At 68.5% G+C, this 16,386-nt stretch carries 10 protein-coding genes; 3 read left to right on the top strand and 7 right to left on the bottom strand.

From position 1 onward, the window contains the following. The first annotated feature begins 64 nt into the window (after positions 1–64). Positions 65–1,444, top strand: coding sequence for a class II fumarate hydratase (gene fumC / locus CA833_RS11590; protein WP_207078126.1), 1,380 nt, complete (start codon positions 65–67; stop codon positions 1,442–1,444). Positions 1,445–1,653: 209 nt separating this feature from the next. Here fumC and CA833_RS11585 read toward each other — a convergent pair whose 3' ends face one another. From CA833_RS11585 to CA833_RS11575, 3 genes are read right to left on the bottom strand one after another with little or no spacing between them, the layout of a single operon-like run. Next, positions 1,654–3,069: an efflux transporter outer membrane subunit gene (locus CA833_RS11585; RefSeq protein WP_207078125.1), complete on the bottom strand. Its 1,416-nt coding sequence runs from the start codon at positions 3,067–3,069 to the stop codon at positions 1,654–1,656. Next, positions 3,062–4,246 carry an efflux RND transporter periplasmic adaptor subunit gene (locus CA833_RS11580; RefSeq protein WP_242526049.1) on the bottom strand — a complete coding sequence of 395 codons (1,185 nt, stop codon included), beginning with the start codon at positions 4,244–4,246 and terminating at the stop codon, positions 3,062–3,064. Before CA833_RS11580 ends, CA833_RS11585 begins: the two co-directional genes overlap by 8 nt. Before the next feature lie 31 nt (positions 4,247–4,277). Beyond that, the gene (locus tag CA833_RS11575; protein WP_207078123.1) at positions 4,278–7,484 is read right to left on the bottom strand and encodes an efflux RND transporter permease subunit; all 3,207 of its coding nucleotides are present in this window, start codon (positions 7,482–7,484) and stop codon (positions 4,278–4,280) included. 347 nt (positions 7,485–7,831) lie between these two features. Between CA833_RS11575 and CA833_RS11570 the strand changes: the two genes are divergently transcribed. Both CA833_RS11570 and CA833_RS11565 read left to right on the top strand, forming a co-directional pair. After that, the gene (locus tag CA833_RS11570; protein ID WP_142635147.1) at positions 7,832–9,073 is read left to right on the top strand and encodes an NAD(P)/FAD-dependent oxidoreductase; all 1,242 of its coding nucleotides are present in this window, start codon (positions 7,832–7,834) and stop codon (positions 9,071–9,073) included. A 385-nt stretch (positions 9,074–9,458) separates the two neighbouring features. Then, positions 9,459–10,127, top strand: coding sequence for a Crp/Fnr family transcriptional regulator (locus CA833_RS11565; protein ID WP_242526048.1), 669 nt, complete (start codon positions 9,459–9,461; stop codon positions 10,125–10,127). Between the two features lie 33 nt (positions 10,128–10,160). On the opposite strand, the gene CA833_RS11560 is transcribed toward CA833_RS11565, so the two are convergent. The 4 genes from CA833_RS11560 to CA833_RS11545 all read right to left on the bottom strand — a co-directional run bounded on the left by CA833_RS11560 (position 10,161) and on the right by CA833_RS11545 (position 16,270). Then, complete coding sequence (locus tag CA833_RS11560; protein WP_207078122.1) at positions 10,161–11,636, bottom strand: tetratricopeptide repeat-containing protein; 1,476 nt, start codon at positions 11,634–11,636, stop codon at positions 10,161–10,163. A gap of 71 nt (positions 11,637–11,707) precedes the next feature. Next, positions 11,708–12,199, bottom strand: a complete 492-nt coding sequence (locus CA833_RS11555) for a nucleotide synthetase (protein ID WP_142635151.1) — start codon at positions 12,197–12,199, stop codon at positions 11,708–11,710. Between the two features lie 20 nt (positions 12,200–12,219). Beyond that, complete coding sequence (locus tag CA833_RS11550) at positions 12,220–13,830, bottom strand: toll/interleukin-1 receptor domain-containing protein (protein WP_207078121.1); 1,611 nt, start codon at positions 13,828–13,830, stop codon at positions 12,220–12,222. Positions 13,831–14,005: 175 nt separating this feature from the next. After that, positions 14,006–16,270, bottom strand: a complete 2,265-nt coding sequence (locus CA833_RS11545; RefSeq protein WP_242526047.1) for a S9 family peptidase — start codon at positions 16,268–16,270, stop codon at positions 14,006–14,008. Between the last annotated feature and the right edge of the window lie 116 nt (positions 16,271–16,386).

Genomic DNA, 16,386 nt, shown 5'->3' with positions numbered 1-16,386 from the left:
TTAGGTTAGCCTCGCGCCCTTTCCCGCAAGCCAGCGCGGGCGCGGTGACAGAGGAGCCCGTGCCATGGAATTCCGCCGCGAAACCGACTCGATCGGCGAGATCGACGTCCCCGCCGCCGCCTACTGGGGCGCCCAGACCGAGCGCAGCCTGCACAACTTCCCCTTCGGCCCCACCGAGCGCATGCCCGTGGCCATCGTCCATGCCCTTGCCCGCGTGAAGCTGGCCGCCGCGCGGGTCAACGCACGGCACGGGCTCGACGAAAGCCTTGCCCGCGCGATCGAGGCCGCCGCCGCCGAAGTGGTCTCGGGCACGCTCGACGACCAGTTCCCGCTGGTGATCTGGCAGACCGGCTCCGGCACCCAGAGCAACATGAACGTCAACGAGGTGATCGCCGGACGCGCCAACGAACTGCTCTCCGGCCAGCGCGGCGGCAAGAGCCCGGTCCACCCCAACGACCACGTCAATCGCGGCCAGTCCTCCAACGACAGCTTCCCGACCGCGCTCCACGTCGCCGCCGCCGTGGAACTGCACAAGGCCCTGCTCCCCGCGCTCGACCACCTTGCCCGCGCGCTCGAAGCCAAATCCGAGGCCTGGAGCCAGATCGTCAAGATCGGCCGCACCCACCTGCAGGACGCCACCCCGCTGACGCTGGGGCAGGAATTTTCCGGCTACGTCCAGCAGCTTCGCGATGCCCGCGAGCGGCTGCTCCATGCCGAACAGGGCGTCCTGCGGCTGGCGCAGGGCGGCACCGCCGTCGGCACCGGCCTCAACGCCCCCGAAGGCTTCGCGGCGGACGTCGCGGCGGACCTCGCCGTCCAGACCGGCCTCGCCTTCGTGCCCGCGCCCAACACCTTCGAGGCGCTCGCCAGCAACGACGCGCTGGTGCAGCTTTCCGGCACCCTCTCCACCCTCGCCGTCGCCCTCACCAAGATCGCCAACGACATCCGCCTGCTCGGCTCCGGCCCGCGCTCCGGGCTTGGCGAACTGGACCTGCCCGCCAACGAACCGGGCAGCTCGATCATGCCCGGCAAGGTCAACCCCACCCAGTGCGAGATGCTGACGATGGTAGCCGCACAAGTGATCGGCAACCATCAGGCGGTGACCGTCGGCGGCATGCAGGGCGCCTTCGAACTCAACGTGTTCAAGCCGATGATCGGCGCCGCGGTGATCCGCTCGATCGCCCTGCTCGCCACCGGCATGACCAGCTTTGCCGACCGCTGCGTGGCAGGCATCGAACCCAACCGCCGCCGGATCACCGAATTGCTGGAACGCTCGCTGATGCTGGTGACGGCCCTTGCACCCGAGATCGGCTACGACAACGCCGCAAAAATCGCCAAGCACGCGCACACGGACGGGCTGACTTTGAAGGAAGCCGCGCTCGATCTGGGGCTGGTGGACGAGGCGACGTTCGACCGCGTGGTGCGGCCGGAGACGATGGTTTAGGGTTTTGAAGAACAAGAGATAAAGCAGGGGGTTAATACCCCCTGCACCCCCAATACCGTCTAGGTCACGCGGACCGACAGCCTTGCGCGCCCATGGCGGCGTCGGGAGACTTATTGGCTGCGCCGCAAGGGGCGCACACCGAATCTGCGCGCGCGACGCAGACGGTAATGGGGGTGCAGGGGGGCTATGCTCCCCTGCTCTATCCCTTCTTACCCCTTGGCCTCCGAAGGCCCGCCAATCGCCTTCACATAGTCCACCGCCGCGCGCATGCGTTCGGTCTCCACGGCGATGGCGGAGCGCTGGGCGTCGAGGGCGTCGGTCTGGGCGGTCACCACGTCGAGGTAGTCCGAGGCGCCGTCGCGGTAGCGGGACATGGCGATCTCGCTGGTGCGCTGGGCGGCGGCGGCGGCTTCCTGCTGCGCTTTGCCCTGCGTTTCGAGCTGGCGCATGGCCGCGATCGAATCTTCCACTTCGCGGAAGGCGCCGAGCACGGTGGTGCGGTAGTCGGCGGCGGCCTCGTCGTATTCGCCGCGCGAGATCTTCACTTGCGAGCGGCGGGCGCCGCCGTCGAACACGGTGAGCAGCGCCGAGAGGGGGCCGAGCGACCACATCGAATTGGGAGCGCTCAGGAGGTTGCCGTGGGTGGTCTGCCATCCGCCCGATCCGCCGAGGCCGATGGTCGGGAACCAGGCCGCGCGGGCCACGCCGATGCGGGCGTTGGCGGCATAGACGCGGCGTTCGGCGGCGGCGATGTCGGGCCGGCGCTGGAGCAGCGTCGAGGGGGTATCCACTGCAAGGCTGGGCACGTCGAAGGCGGGCGCCGCCGCGGCGACGTGGAAGTCCGAGGCGACGGCGCCGGTCAGCGCGGCCAGTTCGTGCTCGGTCTGCGCGCGCTGGTTGGCGATGGAGGCCACTTGGGCGCGGGCATTGGCAAGGACGGTGCGGGCGCGGTTGACGTCGATGCCGGAGGAGATTCCGCCTTCGTGGCGCGTCTCGGTCAGCTGGTAGGCACGCTGGAAGGCGTCCACCGAGCGGTCGAGCAGCTGGGCCTGGGCGTCGAGCCCGCGCAGGCGCAAGTAGGCGTCGGCAACGGCGGCCTGCAGGCTGAGGCGCGCCGAGGCGAGATCGCCGGCGGAGGCATCGGCCTCGGCCCTGCCCGCCTTCACGCTGTTGCGCACCCGGCCCCAGAGGTCGAGTTCGTAGGACAGGCTGCCGCCGACGATGTAGTTGTCGTAGGTCGCCGAGGAGCCCGAGGAGAGCGGGCGCCCGGCCGACACGCGCGAGCGGGCGGCGGAACCGTTGACGCCGATCTCGGGGAAGAGTTCGGAGGTCGCCACCCCGGCGGCGCCGCGCGCCTGATCGTAGCGGGCGAGCGCGGCGGCCAGGGTCGGGCTGGCGGCCTCGGCCCTGGTTTCGAGGTCGTCCAGCACGGGATCGCCGAACATCGTCCACCACGCGCCGCGCAGGGCAGCGTCCTGCGGGGCGGCGGGGGCCCAGCCCTGCATTTCGGCGAACTGCTCGGGCGCGGCGGGGAGGCTGGCCGCCGGCGGCGTGTACCTGGGGGCCATCGAACAGCCGCCCAGCAGCGCTGCCGCAAGCGCAGTGAGGGCGACCCGCTTAACCATGCGTGGCGCCCTTTGCCGGGGCGGCATCGGCGGCGCTCTGCACCTGCACGCGGTCGCCGGTGCGGATCGAGTCCGGCGGCGAATCCACCACGCGGTCGCCAAGGTTGACGCCCACCGAGACGATCACCGACTTGCCCTGATCGCGCGCGATGGTGATCGGGCGGACGGTGACCGTGTTGCCTGCGCCCAGCACGGCCACGCTCGGGCCCTTGTCGGTGTAGAGCACGGCGCTGCCCGGCAGGGTCACGCCCTTGAGCGTGGCGTCGACGTCGAAGTGGGCCTGCACGAAGGCGCCCGGCTTCAGCGCGCCGTCGTTGTTGTCCGCCTGCACTTCGACCAGCACCGCGCCCGACTGCGCATCGACCGCGCCGGCGCTGCGGGTCACCGTTCCCGGGAACGAGCGGCCCGGATATTCCGGCAGGCTGAGCGCAACGGTGACGCCGGGGTTGACCAGCGCCGAATAGATCTGCGGCACGCGGACATAGACGCGCATCTTGTGCACGTCGGACACGGTGAACAGCGGCTGCGCGGCGGCATTGCCGGCCGTGACCAGCGCGCCGATCTGCGCCGAGCGGCTGGTGACGACGCCCGCGAAGGGCGCGGAAAGCTGGGTGAAGCCGTGCTGGGCCTGAAGCTCGCGCACCTGGGCCAGCGCCGCATTGGCGAGCGCGGTCTTGGCGGCAAGGTCGCCCGCCTTCTCGTCCACTTCCTGCTGCGAGACGGCATCCTTGGCCAGCATCGCGCTCCAGCGCCTGGCGGTGGTGGCGGCAAGGCGCTGGTTGGCGAGCGCGGTCTGGTAGTCGGCCTTGGCCTGCGCCAGCTGCTGCTCGATTTCCGGCGCGTCGAGAATGGCGAGCGGCTGGCCGGCCCGCACATGGTCGCCGATGTCGGCCAGCCACTTGCTGACATAGCCGTTGGTACGCGCGTTGATCGCCGCGCTGTTCCACGCCTGCGCGGTGCCGGGCAGGGTCAGACCGCCCTCGCCCGCCGCCGTCTTGGGCACGGCCAGCGCCACGGTGGGCAGCGCCGAATCCTCGGCCGCGCTCTTCAGTTCGCTCGTCGCGTGCATGCGGCTGGCGGTGCCCACGGCGACCACGGCCAGGGCGACGATGGCCGCGCCGATGCCCACCCGCTTCAGGGTGCGGCTGCTGGGACCGGTGGGAGTGTCGTTGTCCATGGGGGCCTCGGGAGTCTGGTGCATCTGGGGATCAAGCATGGGCGGCCTCTGCTTCGGGAAGAGCTTCGGAGGGCGCTTCATGGTGCTTGCGACGGCTATGGAAGAAAGCGAAGACGGTGGGAACGAAGAACAGCGTGGCGATGGTGGCGCAGACAAGGCCGCCGATCACGGCGCGGCCGAGCGGCGCGTTCTGCTCGCCGCCTTCGCCGAGGCCGAGCGCCATCGGGCCCATGCCGATGATCATGGCCAGCGCGGTCATCAGCACCGGGCGGAAGCGGACGAGACCGGCTTCCATCGCCGCCTTCACCGGATCGCCCAGCTCGGCCAGCTTTTCGCGGGCGAAGCTGACGACCAGGATCGAGTTGGCGGTGGCCACGCCCATGCACATGATCGCGCCGGTCAGGGCCGGGACCGAAAGCGTGGTCCCCGTCGCGAACAGCATCCAGACGATGCCGGCAAGCGCGGCGGGCAGCGCGGTGATGATGATGAACGGGTCCAGCCACGACTGGAAGTTCACCACGATCAGCAGGTAGATCAGCACGACCGCGCCCAGCAGGCCCCAGCCAAGGCCGGAGAAGGCGGTGTTCATCGTCTGGTACTGGCCGCGAATGGTGACGCTGGCGCCCTTGGGCACTTCGGCCTTGAGCGAGTCGATCGCCTTCTGCACGTCCCCCGCCACGGCGCCGAGATCGCGGCCCTGCGGGGTGCCGTAGATGTCGAGCACCGGGGCGATGTTGTAGTGCGAGACGATCGGCGCGGTGCTCGACCGGGTGAGCGTGGCCAGTGCGCCGAGCGGCTGCGGACGCCCTGCTGCTGCGCCGGAAACCGGCAGGTTGGCCAGCTTGCTCATCGAATCGATGGCATAGTCGGGCGCCTGCGCGACCACCGGGTACTGCACGCCGTTGTCGGGGTTCACGAAGAACACCGGCGCGGTCTGCGAAGTGCCCGCCAGCGAGTTGCCGAGGCTGGTGGTCACGTCGCGCTCGGTGAGGCCGTACTGGCCCACGCGCGAACGGTCCACGTCGACGTCGATCTGCGGCGAGTTCTGCGGCTGCTGGATGCGCAGGTCCGCAAGGCCGGGCACCTTGGCCAGCTTGACCATCAGCTTGTGCGCGAATTCGCGCGAGGCGGCGGCGTTCTTGCCGGAGATCTGCACGTCGATCGGCGACGGCGAACCGAAGTTCAGGATCTGGCTGGTGATGTCGGCGGGGAGGAACGCGAACTGGGTGCCGGGGAAGCGGCGCGGCAGTTCGCGGCGCAGCTGGTTCACGTAGCCTTCGGTCGGCTCGTGGCCTTCCTCCAGCGTGATCAGCATGTCGCCGTCCTGCGGGCCGATGGTGCCCGAGTTGTTGTAGACGGTGTTGATCGAGCTGACCGGCAGGCCGATGTTGTCGGTGATCGACTTCACTTCGGCGGCCGGGATGATCTTGCGGACCTCGGCGGTGATCTGCTCGAAATTGCGGGCGGATTCGTCGATGCGGGTACCCACCGGCACGCGGACGTGCATGGCGATCTGGCCCGAGTCCACCGCCGGGAAGAAGTTGCTGCCAAGCAGCGGCAGCAGGCCGAACGAGAGCACGACGACTGCCAGGAAGCCCAGCATGAACGGCTTACGCGACCGCAGCGCGCGGGCCAGCATGCCGAGGTAGCCGCTGCGGATCTTCTCGAACTGCGTCTCGAACCCGCGCTGGAAGCGCACGAAGGGATTGCGCGATTCCGGGGTGCCGGCGTTGTGGTGGTTCTCGCCGTGCGGGGTGTGGGGCTTCAGCAGGTACATCGCCATGGTCGGCACCAGGGTGCGCGACAGGATGAACGAGGCGATCATCGCGAAGACCACCGAAAGCGCCATCGGCACGAACAGATAGCCCGCGACGCCCGGCAGGAAAAACATCGGCACAAAGACGATGCAGATGCACAGCAGCGAGACGAAGGCCGGGGTGACGATCTGGGCGGCGCCGTCGAGGATCGCCTCCATCACGCCCTTGCCCTGCTCCAGATGCCAGTTGATGTTCTCGATCGTCACCGTCGCGTCGTCGACCAGGATGCCGACCGCGAGGGCGAGGCCGCCCAGCGTCATCACGTTCATCGTCTGCCCGAACACGGCGAGCGCGGCCACGGCGGCCAGCACGGCGAGCGGGATCGAGACGGCGATGATGACGGTGGAGCGCCAGGAGCCGAGGAACAGCAGGATCATCATCGAGGTCAGCGCGGCGGCCATCGCGCCTTCGTGGATCACGCCCGAAACGGCGGCCTTCACGAACAGCGACTGGTCGCCCACCGGCAGCACCTTGAGGCTGTCCGGCAGGGTCGAGGTGATCCGGGGCAGCGCGTTTTTCACGCCGTCCACCACCGCAAGGGTAGAGGTGGCGCCGTTCTTGAGCACGGTCAGCAGCACCGAGCGGCTGCCCTGCACGTGCACCACGTTCTGCTGCTGGGCGCTGCCGTCGCGCACGAAGGCAACGTCGCGCATGTAGATCGTCGCGCCGTTGACCACCTTCACCGGCAGGTCGTTCAGCGCCTCGATCGAGCCGGGGGTGTTGTTCAGGCGCACGGTGTACTGCGCCGGGCCGATCTTGACGAAACCGGCCGGGTTGATCTGGTTTTGCGCGGCGATGGCGGTGCCGACGTCCTGCGCGGAAAGGCCGCGGGCCTGCAGGGCGTCGGGGTTGAGGTCGACCTGCACCTGGCGCTGCTTGCCGCCCGAGGGATAGGGCATGGCAAGGCCGGGAATGGTGACGAGGCCGGTGCGGACCTGGTTCTGGCCGATGTCGAACAGCTGCTGTTCCGACAGACCCTTGCCGGACAGGGCCAGCTGGAGGATCGGCACGGTGGAGGCGGAATAGTTCAGGATCAGCGGCGGGTTCACGCCCGGCGGCATCTGCCTGAGCACCGTCTGCGACACCGAGGTGACCTGCGCGGTGGCGGTGCGGATGTCGACGCCGGGCTGGAAGTAGATCTTCACCACGCCCATGCCCTGGAAGGACTGGCTTTCGATATGTTCGATGTCGTTGACCGTGGTGGTCAGGATACGCTCGTAAGGCGTCACCATGCGGTCGGACATGTCCTGCGGGGACAGGCCGGAATAGGTCCAGGCGACGGCGATGACCGGGATCTTGATATCCGGGAAGATGTCGACCGGAGTGCGGAAGGCGGCGATCAGGCCGCCCAGCGCGATCAGGATGGCCATGACGATGAACGTCAGCGGGCGATGCAGCGCGGTCTTGACAATTCCCAGCATCGAATACTCCAAACGCCGGGCGGCCCTGCGCTTTCGCACAAGGCTCGCCGGCCAGATCGCCTGTCCCCGGTGATGTTTTCGTTGAGAGCCCGCAGCCAGGAATGCGCGATGCGCGGAAAGTGGACCGGCCGACCCTATGTGGTTTCGAGAATCAGGGGACTAACAGCTTGATCCCGGCACGGATAGATACCTGCGGGTGATTGCTGTCATGAAACTGCATCATCAATGGGCGGAAGCCGCATTCGCTCTTGCCCTTTTCGCCGAATGCCATGAGACACGCTCTCCAAGCAAGATTGTTCCATTCCAGAAATTCACGGAGAGATGAAGTTGCCCGAACGGAACCCCTCATGAGCCAGTCGGACGTCGTTATCGTGGGAGCCGGCCACGGCGGTGCGCAGTGCGCCATTGCCCTGCGCCAGAACGGTTTTACCGGAACCGTCACGGTGATCGGCCGCGAGCCGGAATATCCTTATGAGCGCCCGCCGCTCTCCAAGGAATATTTCGCGCGGGAGAAGACCTTCGACCGCCTCTACATCCGCCCGCCGACGTTCTGGGCCGAGAAGGAGATCGCCTTCAAGCTGGGCACCGAAGTCACCGCGGTCGATCCCGCGGCGCACGCGCTCACGCTCTCGAACGGCGAGACCTTCGGCTACGGCACGCTGGTCTGGGCGACCGGCGGCGATCCGCGCCGGCTCTCCTGCGCGGGCGCCGACCTCGCGGGCATCCACGCGGTGCGTACCCGCGAGGATTGTGACACGCTCATGGCGGAAGTCGACGCGGGCACGAAAAACGTGGTCGTCATCGGCGGCGGCTACATCGGCCTGGAAGCGGCGGCGGTGCTCTCGAAGCTCGGGCTCAAGGTGACGCTGCTCGAAGCGCTGCCGCGCGTGCTGGCCCGCGTGGCGGGCGAGGAACTTTCCGCCTTCTACCAGGCCGAACACCGCGCCCACGGTGTCGATCTGCGCACCGGGGTGGCCGTGGAAGCGCTCGAGGGCGACCATCACCGCGTCACCGGCGTGCGCCTCGCGGGCGGCGAAGTCGTGCCCGCCGAGGCGGTGATCGTGGGCATCGGCATCGTTCCGGCGGTGGCGCCGCTGATCCTGGCGGGCGCTGCGGGCGCGAACGGCGTCGATGTGGACGAATACTGCCGCACCTCGCTGCCGGACATCTACGCGATCGGCGACTGCGCGGCCTTTGCCTGCGACTTTGCCGGCGGCACCGTGATGCGGGTCGAATCGGTGCAGAACGCCAACGACATGGCGACCTGCGTCGCCAAGGCGATCTGCGGCGCCGGGACCGGCGAGGACGCAAAGCCCTACAAGGCCTTCCCGTGGTTCTGGTCGAACCAGTACGACTTGCGGCTACAGACGGCGGGCATCAACCTGGGCTTCGACCAGACGGTGGTGCGCGGCGACGTGGCCGCCCGCGCGTTCTCGGTGGTCTACCTCAAGCAAGGCAAGGTCGTCGCGCTCGACTGCGTGAACATGGTCAAGGACTACGTGCAGGGCCGCAAGCTGGTGGAAGCCGGCGCGTCGCCCGCCGCCGAGGTGCTGGCCGATGCGGGAACACCGCTCAAGGACCTGCTCTGAGGCAGGCGCGGGGCGGGTAGCCGTCCGGCGCGGCGCGAAAAGAAGCCCGGAAACACGAGGTTTCCGGGCTTAGTGATGTGGCTGCTCCTTTCAGAGCCGCCTTCGGGTCGCGAGGCCTTGCTACTCCTCCCGAAAGCGTTCCCGCGTGACCAAGATCACGCAGGCAAGAGAATCGGGGAGCCGCCAGCGGCGCCATTTCCGGCGCCAGTCCGGCGCCGCTGGCAGCGCCCGCCCCGCCCCCGCCCCGCCATCGCAGGACCGATCCGGCCGGGCTGAACATTGCGAAACAGCCGCTTAGATCGCCTTGGCTCTTCCGCAGCACGGTAAAAATCGGTTAAGCGCCTCCTTGCGTTTCGAGGCATCGACAGTGCATCGGCGCGCGGTCATGGGGCGTCAGTTTTTGGATTCCGACGAGAAGATCGAAATCATCGCGACCATCTTCCGGTGCGACCGCGCTCCCGCGGAAGCGCTGGGCAAGGTCCTGGCGGTGCAGCGGCTGGCGGCGCGGGAAGTCCTCGCGCGCCAGGGCGAGGAATCGCACGACTGCTGGCTGGTGATCGAGGGCGGCGTGCGCATCGAGGCTTACGGCGTCGAGGGCCAGCGCCAGCAGCTGGCCCAATATGGCCCCGGCGAATTCTTCGGCGCCTACCCCAGCCCGACGGTCCACCGTGCCGAGATCGCCACGCTGCTGGAGACCGTGCTGCTGCGCGCCGAAGCCCGCCGGATCGCCGCGCTGGTCGCCGTCGACGCGCAGATTGGCGCGGGCATGGCCCGCCTGCTCGCACGCCAGCTCGACCGCGCGCTCGACCGGATGATGGCCCGCACCACTTATACCGCCGCGGGGCGGGTCTATGCCGAACTGCTGGCGCTGGCCGGCGAGGCCGACCGCATCGCCCCGCCCCCCAAGGTCACGATGCTGGCGCTCTGCGCCAATACCACGCGCGAAACCGCCTCGCGCGCGATCGCCGCGCTGATCCGCCGCGGCGTCATCAGCCGCGACGAGCGCGAACTGGTGATCCTGGCTCCCCGCATGCTGCGCGAGATGATCAGCTGAGCGGCGGAGAGAGCCTCTCCGGCAAAATTCGCCTCAGCCCTGCGAATCGAGGCAGAACAGCCCGATCGGGAAATCGCCGCGCACGGTCACGATCTCGCCCGCCGTCTCGAAGCGGTAGCGCGGCGCCAGCAGTTCCAGCACCGCGATCTGCGGCCAGTGCGCGCAGATGCTGCCCTCGGTGGTGGCACGGGCCAGCATGATGGCGGCGCTGCCGATCTCGACCAGGTCCTGACCGGGCGCGAAGGGCGCATAGTCCAGCCCCAGCCGGCTGTCCGGCGCCAGCCGCAGGATGGCCGCGCCCTGGTCCATCGCCGCGACCGGATCGTCGAACTGCAACAGCGAAAAGCCCTCGTGCACCGCCGTGCGGGTCACGAAAGTCAGGTCGCAATAGTCCGGCACCGGCCCCAGCACGGCCAGCACCGCGCGGTTGACGCCGGGATCGAGTTCCTCGCCCCGGGTCGGCGGGATCTGGTCGAGCACCAGTTCGTGGAACTGCCGCCCCTGCCGCCGCCATTCGACTTCGGCCGCCGACTGCTCGTTGAACGCCCGGCCGACGTGATAGGCCACCGCGCTGGTCGCCAGCACGCGGGCGCGGCGGATCGCCAGCCCCATCGCCACTTGCGCCCCGAGATGGATCGCCGCGGCCGAGAGCCGCCCCGGCCCGGACAACACTTCCACCGATTCGGCCGCCTCGATCAGCCGGTCGAACCGCTCCGGCCAGTCGCCGCCGAACTGTTCGACCGAGACCGCGCGAAACGCCTCGACCGAGGTCGGCAGCACCGCATGGAGCTGCGCCCCTGCCGCCAGTGCCAGTTCGGCAATGACGATGTCGGACCCCGCCGCCAGCGCGCCGAACACCGCGCCCGGACGCACCCGGTCGAGCAGGGTGGAGATCTCCTTGCGCAACCGGGCGATGTCCGTCGGCAGGCCGATGATGCCGCTGAAATAGAGGCTGGCGGGCGGGCGCAGATGGTCGAACAGGCCGAACGGGGCGCCGGTCCATTCGAGGACCTGCTGGAACTGCCGCAAGGTGGCGGCCTGGTCCTCCCAGGCGTCGGGCGCGGCCTTGACCGCCTGTTCGAGCGCGATCCGGGCGCCGCGGGCATCGCCCAGCAGCAGCCGCGCTTCCGCCGCCGTCGCACCCAGCCAGTAACGGGTTTCCGGCTCATGCTCGCCGCTGTCCAGCACTTCGAGCACCTGCCTGGCGAGGCCCTGGGCTTGTGCCGGCTTGCCGTTGAGCAGGGCGATGGTGGCCGCATTGATCAGCGGATAGGTCGCGCGGCGGCCGCCCGCCGCCTGCAGGTAGGCCTCCTGGGCCTGCTCCAGCAATTCGCCGCGCTCGGGCCCCGCGGCCCCGAGGCCGCGATCCTTGAGCAATCGTCCCTTGAGACTGAGCGCACCGGCATCGCGCGATTCGAGCAGCCCGGCCCCTTCGAACAGCCGCCACGCCCGCAGCACGTCGCCGGAGCGCGCAATCTGCCGGATGCGGGCAAGAAGAGGAAGGGTCACGGGTTCTACTCGTTCTATCTGCGTACCAGAGGGGTCGGCGGGATCCGGGACAGCGGCCCCGGATCGCCGTTTCAGTCCTGCGGGGGCGGGTTCTTGATGTCGGGATCGATGGCAAGGCCGATCCAGGTCGGCTCGCCCGCCGAGGTATATTGCAGCAGGTCGACGTTGACGTTGAAGCGGTGGCAGGTGCCCAGCTTGCCGCCCTTGTTGAAGCGCGCCTTGAACAGCACCGTCTTGTAGCGGCCGAACTCCTTGTCGTAGTTGCAGTACTCGACACCGCCGTAGAACGAGGAGAGCGGCTCCTTGGTGGTGATGCCCTCGAATTCCTTCGAGAAGAACAGCTGGTCGCTGACCAGGTTGATCTGGATGGTCGAGTTGCAGGTCACCGAGATATAGTCCTGATCCGGATAGTCCGGCAGCTGGTATTCCAGCACCACCGACTGGCCGTTGGTGCCCAGCACCACGTTGAAGACGATCGGCGCGGTCGCGTTCCAGTCCTCGGTCTTGTCCTCGGTGACGAGCCAGGGTGCGAGGCCGTATTGGGTGTAATCCAGAGTCGACATGAGGTTCCCCTTCGTGGAATTCAGTTCGGCCGACCGCCGAACTTGCGCCGCCAGACGCGCCAGTCATTGTTTTCCGGGTCGGACGCGATCAGCCGATCGACGTCGGAAAGAGCCTCCCGCCGCATCGCCTCGGCGCGCGTGCCCTCGCCCAGCGCGCGCAGCAGTTCCGAGGTCGAGTACCGCACCAGCATCCAGTCCACCAGGTAGCTGACGTTCTTCGGATCCTCGCGCAGCAGTTCCTGCACGATTGCCGCCTGCGCGCCGCGCTGCTCCAGCGCCTCGCGGTCGCGGCCCTCGGCGCGCAGGGCATCGGCCAGCCAGCCGTGGCGGTTGGCGATGTCCTCGCGCACGCCGGCATCGCCGGGCTTCATGCTGTCAACCTTCTGCATCGTCTCGAGCGCGCGGCGGCATTCGCCGAGCCCGGCCTGCGGGCCCTGATGCGCAACGTTGTGCGCAACGTCGGCGCCATGGGCGACGGCCAGCGAACAGATGTTGCCCTGGGCATAGCCCAGCTCGCGCCAGTATTCGCGGTTGCCGGGGCGCAGCTGCACGAGGCGCCGGGCCAGATCGCGATAGGCCTCGAAACGCGGCAGCGCCGCCGCGTAGCGATAGCGGATGAAGTCGACGTAGCCGAGCCAGTACTCGCTCTGGGCATGGGCAAAGACCCGCTCCGGATCCTCGGGGTCGGCATCGAGCAGCGCCCCGGTGACACGGTGGGCCTCGTTGAACTTGGCCAGCGCCCCCGCCACGTCGCCGCGCTTGTGATCGTCCTCGCCCATGGCGTGGAGAATGCGCGCGCGCCGGTCGAGCGAGGCCGCCGGCAGGTCCTTGAGATCGGGCTGGTCGGCATAATAGCCCAGCGCGCGCTGGTTGACCGTCTGCAGCACGTCGAGGCGGCCCACGCCTTCCAGTTTCTGCCGCAGGTCCGTCAGCATGAATTCGATCAGTCCTTCTGCCTGCTGGCGCTGGCGCTGGGCTTCCATCTGCGCGCGCAGCGCAAAGACCAGCATCAGCGCCATCGATAGCGTAAGCAGCACGGTCAGGAGCGTGATGGCGATCACGCGGCGCAATTGCCTTTGCGCATCGCGTTGAATTATCTGGTCTAGTGCGACACCCGACAAGCCCGCGACGATTTTCAGCCGCGCGAGCCTGGGCCCGTCGGCATCGCCGCGGAAGTCGGCGGCGATGGGTTCGTGCACCACGCCCTCGGCATCGGCTTCGAGCAGGGCATCGGGAAAACTGTGCTCGGGCTCGCCTTCCACCAGCGCGGCGATGATCGGGCGGTTCGGGTGGAGGCTGCGGAACAGCGCGATCTCGGCGCCGACCCAGCGCGAGGCCCGGGCGGCAGGCGAACACAGCACCAGCAGCGCCTCGGACTGCGAGAGCGCCAGGCGCACCTCGCGGTCGAGGCTGGTGGCGGCGGGCAGCTCGGCGCGGTCACGGAAGATCGGGGTGAGGCGCGGCGGCACCGTGCCCAGCGCGGTCTCCGTGCCGACCAGTCTTGCCGGAATGCGGTAGGATTCGAGCCAGCGGTGCAGCTTGCGGGCAAAATGCTCGTCGGCATGGCTATAGCTCAGGAAGGCGCGATAGGTGCGCGCCTCCGCCGCCAGACCGATGTCTTCTTCCACCATTGCCCCGTGCCTGCGTCCTTGCAGCCTTTGCCCCGGTCCCGTCCGGGGTCGCGAATCCCCTATCAGAAGCGTGGTTCCGCGCAATAACCCTTAGGTGTCCGCAATGTAGCGCTGCGATCGGACACGAGCATGAAGTCCGCACGCACCGCCCAGGAGGCGTGCGGACTTCATGGGTTTACTCCGGCTTCACACCGTGGCGGCCGAGGAAGGCAAAGATCGTCTCCCAGACGTGCCGCGCGGTGCTGCCGCGCACCGCCGAATGGGTCTGGCCCGGATAGAGCATCATCTCGAACTGGGTGGACGAGGCCTGCATCTTCGCGATCAGGGCAGTGCTGTTCTCGAACACCACGTTGTCATCGGCCATGCCGTGCATCAGCAGCAGCGGATCGGCGATCTTCGGGGCGTTCTCGATGGCATCCGCCGCGCGGTAGACCTCCGGCTGCTGGCGCGGATCGCCGAGGTAACGCTCGGTATAGCTGGTGTCGTAGAGTTCCCACTTGGTCACCGGCGCGCCCGAGATGCCCGCCGCATAGAGGCCGGGATCGCTCTCCAGCATCTTCAGCGTCATGTAGCCGCCATAGGACCAGCCGTAAGTCGCGATCTTGGCCGGATCGACGAAAGGCAGCGACTTCAGGTACTTCGCGCCCGCGCGCTGGTCGGCCACTTCCACCGTGCCCATGGCGTTGCGGATCTGGCTTTCGAAGGCGACGCCGCGATTGGCGCTGCCGCGGTTGTCGAGGCGGAAGTAGATGTAGCCCTTCGCCACGATCGCCTGCGGCAGCGCGCCCAGCCAGCCTTTCGAGACCGTCTGCGCGTGGGGGCCGCCGTAGTGTTCGAAGAACACCGGGTAGTGCTTGCCCGGCTCCATCTTCGGCGTGATCATCAGCCAGTGCAGGTCGGAGCCGTCATCGGCCTTGATCGTGCCGAACGTGGTTTCGCGGTGCGCGGCCAGATAGGGCGCGTAAGGGTGTGCGCCCTCGACGCGGTTCTCTTCCACCCAGGCGAGGCGCTTGCCGCTGCCGTCAGCGACATAGCTCTGCGCGGGCTGCGTGGAGGAAGAGCGGGTGACGTAGAACAGGGTCGCATCCGCGCTGGCGACGGCGGCATTGACGAAGCCGGGGTCGGTCAGGCGCTCCGGCGTGCCCGGCCTGGCGAGATCGAGCGCGTAGAGCTGCGGGGCCAGCACGCTGTCCCTGGTGCCGGTGAAGTAGATGCGCCCTTTCGCCTCATCCACGCCGACCAGGCCGGTGACGACCCAGCGACCCGAAGTCAGCTGGCTGAACTTGCCGTCCCTGAACCGGTAAAGGTGGCCGAAACCGTCCCGCTCGGACCACCAGACGAGGCTGCCGTCCTTGAGGAAACGGTAATTGCTGGAGAGGTTTACCCAGCTTCCCTTGGGGGCGTTCTCGGTGAACAGCACCCGGCTCCTGCCGGTGGCGGGATCGACCGCGAGCATGTCGATCCGGCTCTGCGCGCGGTCCTCGCGCTGGACGTAGAGCGTGCGGCCGTCGGGCGCCCAGTCCACGCGGGCAAGGTAGATGTCGGGATCGCTGCCGAGGTCGACCTTCACCAGCCCCGAACCATCGGGGTTCATCAGGTGCAGCGAGACCAGCGCGTTGGGGGTGCCGGCGGCGGGATAGCGCTGCTCGAAGACCTTGGTGCCTTCCGCGCCGATCGCGGCGCGGGTGACGACGCCGACCGGCGCCTCGTCGAAGCGCTCCACCGCGATGCGGCTTTCCTCCGGGCTCCACCAGTAGCCCGCGAAGCGGTCCATTTCTTCCTGGGCGACGAATTCCGCCTCGCCCCAATGGACGGTTTTCGCGGATTCCTCAGGCGTCACCGGCTTGGGCGCCTCGCCCGACAGCGGGCCGACATAGAGCCGCTGGTCGCGCACGAACGAGACGTAGCGGCCCTTGGGGCTGAGCGCGGCGTTGAGCTCGTCCTCGGGCGAATCGGTCAGGCGGCGCACCGAACCGTCGAGGGTGGCGAGCCAGAGATCGCCGTCGAGGGGCACCAGGATCGCCTTGCCGTCCTTGCTCCAGCTGTAGCTGACAATCCCTTTAAGGCTGCCGACGCGCTTGCGCTCGCGCTGCATCTTCTCCGCCTCGGACAGCTCGCGGCCCGAGCCGAGCTTGAGCGAATCGACCAGCATCCGCCATTCGCCGGTCTCGCGCTCGTAGCCCCACAGGTCGTAGCGCTCGCGGTCGTCGCTGCGGTTGCGCAGCAAGGTCAGCCAGCGGCCGTCGGGCGAGATCTTCACCTCGCGCGGGGCCGGGCCGTCGAGCGAGGGGCTGGCGAAAACGCGTTCGAATGTCAGGCTGTTCTGCATGGCGGGCGCACTCTTCTGGGGCTCGGCCGCATAAACGGCGGAAGGGGCAAAAGCGGTCGTCGCCAGCAGCAGGCCGGCCAGCCCCGCCCGGAACGTCAAACGCGTGGTCACTGGGTATCTCTCCGTGGTTTCGTCCAGACCGACCGGGAACCGTTTCTGGAGTCCGGCGGCGGGGCGCAAGACCCCCCGGGCGCTGAAGGCCCGAGGGGGTAATGCGGCAGCGATAG

Origin of the sequence: Novosphingobium sp. KA1 (genome assembly GCF_017309955.1) — a bacterium.
In the GTDB taxonomy this organism is placed as follows: domain Bacteria; phylum Pseudomonadota; class Alphaproteobacteria; order Sphingomonadales; family Sphingomonadaceae; genus Novosphingobium.
The sequence above is the reverse complement of the archived record's forward strand: the minus strand, read 5'-3'. Positions and strand labels throughout refer to the sequence as shown.

Excerpts from the sequence above, each read along its gene's own strand:
- fumC (WP_207078126.1), top strand. The coding sequence starts at position 65 with ATGGAATTCCGCCGCGAAACCGACTCGATCGGCGAGATCGACGTCCCC.
- CA833_RS11585 (WP_207078125.1), bottom strand. The coding sequence starts at position 3,069 with ATGGTTAAGCGGGTCGCCCTCACTGCGCTTGCGGCAGCGCTGCTGGGC.
- CA833_RS11580 (WP_242526049.1), bottom strand. The coding sequence starts at position 4,246 with ATGGACAACGACACTCCCACCGGTCCCAGCAGCCGCACCCTGAAGCGG.
- CA833_RS11575 (WP_207078123.1), bottom strand. The coding sequence starts at position 7,484 with ATGCTGGGAATTGTCAAGACCGCGCTGCATCGCCCGCTGACGTTCATC.
- CA833_RS11570 (WP_142635147.1), top strand. The coding sequence starts at position 7,832 with ATGAGCCAGTCGGACGTCGTTATCGTGGGAGCCGGCCACGGCGGTGCG.
- CA833_RS11565 (WP_242526048.1), top strand. The coding sequence starts at position 9,459 with ATGGGGCGTCAGTTTTTGGATTCCGACGAGAAGATCGAAATCATCGCG.
- CA833_RS11555 (WP_142635151.1), bottom strand. The coding sequence starts at position 12,199 with ATGTCGACTCTGGATTACACCCAATACGGCCTCGCACCCTGGCTCGTC.
- CA833_RS11550 (WP_207078121.1), bottom strand. The coding sequence starts at position 13,830 with ATGGTGGAAGAAGACATCGGTCTGGCGGCGGAGGCGCGCACCTATCGC.